Below are 2,839 nucleotides of genomic sequence, written 5' to 3' on the forward strand. Positions count from 1 at the left end.
TAGCAATGACTGCAGTAGCTGCCTTAACTTTGTCTGCAAATGTATTTGCTCAAGAAGGTGAAGCTATTTACAATAAAGCGTGTCAAGTATGTCACAGCATGGGTGTGGCCGGTGCGCCTAAAGTTCATGACACTGCGGCATGGGAACCACGCCTAGCTAAAGGTTTAGATGCCTTAGTGGGTTCGGTTAAGTCAGGTTTAAACGCAATGCCACCAGGTGGTATGTGTACTGACTGTACTGATGAAGATTACAAAAACGCAATTCAGTTTATGTCTAAGTAATTTTTGACTAAATCGAAAAACCGGCCTAATAGCCGGTTTTTTTATGTCTTAAATTTAGTGATATTAACTCATAACATAACGAAAGATATCATGGTTACTGTACTAAAGTATCCAGTGTTAGTGCAGCATTACCACCCACTTTAATGGCTTTTATTGTGCCTTTAAGGTCACCTGATTGTGGTTTAACACTGCCATTCTTAGACAATACCGCAATAATTTCGACTTCTTGTACAGAGCTCAGTGTGACATCGCCACCCATAGAAGTACTGTCGTCTAATGTGATTGTTGCAGGTAAACTGCTGGCACTGATTTTAGTTGCTGCTAAAGGTACTTTTGCACCTTGTGTCGCTCGAGCAAAAATAAACACTGTATCTGTAGCTGCCACTTTATCCGCTAACTCTGGTGAAATTGATACTTCAATTGCGACAGTCTTGGCATTGCTGGTTATAGCAGGCTTGTTATTAGTATCGTCAGGCATTGAGCCTGAGTCTTCACTAAGACGCATGTTTGCAGACTCAATAGCATTCATTAATGCTGTTCTATCTACATCATCACGATCGCTGTCTAAGATCATCTGCCAAGCATTAATAGCTTTTTTGTAGTCAGCGGTAAAGAATGCATCCATACCAACAAGTAATAATGTCGATGGGTCTTGTGGGTCTAAGGCTAAAGATTGATCAATGACAGCTTGAATCGCCGGCGACATCTGCTGATTCGCTTTATAGTATAGCGCGGTTGCTTTTGGTCCAAGAAGTTCAGCTTGCGTGCCCACCAACTCCATCACTCTATCGAATGCAGCAATAGCTTTATCATATTGGTTGGCAGAGATATAAGCATGTCCAAGACTATACCAAGCTTGGCTATCGTCTGGTTGTGCTTGCACTTTTGCTTCCATCATTTGTACCCGTTGCGACATAATTTGCGCAGGATCCATTCCTTGATGAGGATTGCTTGCTTGTGGAGGATTAGCTAATTCGTTGTAAGCACCGAGGTGTTGATATAAGTAACCCGAAACTGCCAATAAACACAGGGTCATAAACGCAGGCCATAAAGCGGTTTTTGATTTAATTTCTACATCAAGGGAGTCGTCACCTTTCTGGCTCATGTCTTGAAGTAGATTTATCTCTAATTCTTTCTTTAATGCTTCGAACTCGACTTGATCTAAAAGTTCGTCATGTAATTCTTTTTCAAGAATAGTTAATCGCTCTGCAAAAAGTTCAAGGTTAGTTTGTCTACGAACGCCAGACTCTTCGGCTTGTAACAGTTTTGTTTGGCGGAAATGTGGGACCCAAATCATGATTAGGCCGATGAGTACGACAAGCGCAATAAAAATCCAAAATGTGGTCATTATGTCAATATTCACTTTTAGGTTAACAGAGAAAGCGGCATTTACCGCAGTGCTTGGAAGTTCAATTATACGTAAAGATTATTAATTGAATAGTAATATAAGGAAGATATGAATCCAAATCCTGATAGTTGCGTACTGGTTCACATATTGAATGGTTTGGCTAACTAATAGCGAAACTTTATATCAGTAATACTGTCAGACAAGTGGCCAAATAATTTCGTTTTGATTGAATCGACGTTCATAATGAGACTAGTGACCCAATTTTGTACGAAAATGGCAGACATAAGTCATAGCAAGTTCTAAAATGCGTTAAAATTCGTTTAAGCTAATGTGCGTATATTAGTTTCATCGCATTAATTAGTACTGTCGTGATTTGTTTGTTCAGATCCGCTAATTTTTTTAGACTAAGGAATACCCATGATTCCAGAACTTGGACATTTCTCGCTAATTCTCGGTTTGGCTTTTGCCTTACTGTTAGCTAGCGTGCCGTTATATGGTTCCGCTCGTAAAGACCAGTATCTTGTTCGCTATGCCTGGCCACTGACATACGGAATGTTTTTTTTCATCAGTCTCTCCGTTATAGCGCTAGGGTACAGCTTTGCTGTTGATGATTTCTCTGTGGCTTATGTCGCCCATCACTCTAATTCTCAACTACCAGTATGCTTTAAAATTGCGGCGGTGTGGGGTGGTCATGAAGGTTCATTATTATTCTGGGTATTCGCGTTGTCTGTATGGACTGCATCAGTGGCACTGTTTAGTAAGGGCTTAGAAGAAGTCTTTACTGCAAGGGTGTTATCTGTTTTAGCGATGATCGTTGTTGGCTTCAGTTTATTCATGATTCTTACATCGAGTCCATTTGAGCGGATATTTCCTATTCCTCTAGAAGGACGAGATTTAAACCCAATGTTGCAAGATGTTGGCTTAATCATCCATCCGCCAATGTTGTATCTAGGGTATGTGGGTTTCTCGGTATGTTTTGCTTTTGCTATTGCAGCCCTCATGAGTGGCAGACTGGATTCTGCTTGGGCACGCTGGAGTCGTCCTTGGACTTTAGCTGCATGGATATTTCTAACTGGTGGTATTTCACTTGGTTCTTGGTGGGCTTACTACGAATTAGGTTGGGGCGGCTGGTGGTTCTGGGACCCAGTTGAAAATGCATCATTTATGCCTTGGTTAGTCGGTACTGCTTTAGTGCACTCATTAATTGTGA

3 protein-coding genes are annotated in these 2,839 nt (G+C 41.0%); 2 read left to right on the forward strand and 1 reads right to left on the reverse strand.

The genetic code is table 11. From position 1 onward, the window contains the following. Positions 1-281: c-type cytochrome (locus H5202_RS19960; protein WP_182773603.1), on the forward strand; the 281-nt coding region annotated here is incomplete at its 5' end. A 94-nt stretch (positions 282-375) separates the two neighbouring features. On the opposite strand, the gene ccmI is transcribed toward H5202_RS19960, so the two are convergent. Then, positions 376-1,629, reverse strand: a complete 1,254-nt coding sequence (gene ccmI / locus H5202_RS19965) for a c-type cytochrome biogenesis protein CcmI (protein WP_182773604.1) — start codon at positions 1,627-1,629, stop codon at positions 376-378. Between the two features lie 417 nt (positions 1,630-2,046). Here ccmI and H5202_RS19970 point away from each other — a divergent pair. Continuing rightward, positions 2,047-2,839 (forward strand): heme lyase CcmF/NrfE family subunit (locus H5202_RS19970; RefSeq protein ID WP_182773605.1); only part of this gene is annotated, 793 nt, incomplete at its 3' end.

The sequence above is a fragment of the Shewanella sp. SG41-4 genome (assembly GCF_014164505.1).
Taxonomy (GTDB): Bacteria; Pseudomonadota; Gammaproteobacteria; order Enterobacterales; family Shewanellaceae; genus Shewanella.

Excerpts from the sequence above, each read along its gene's own strand:
- ccmI (WP_182773604.1), bottom strand. The coding sequence starts at position 1,629 with ATGACCACATTTTGGATTTTTATTGCGCTTGTCGTACTCATCGGCCTA.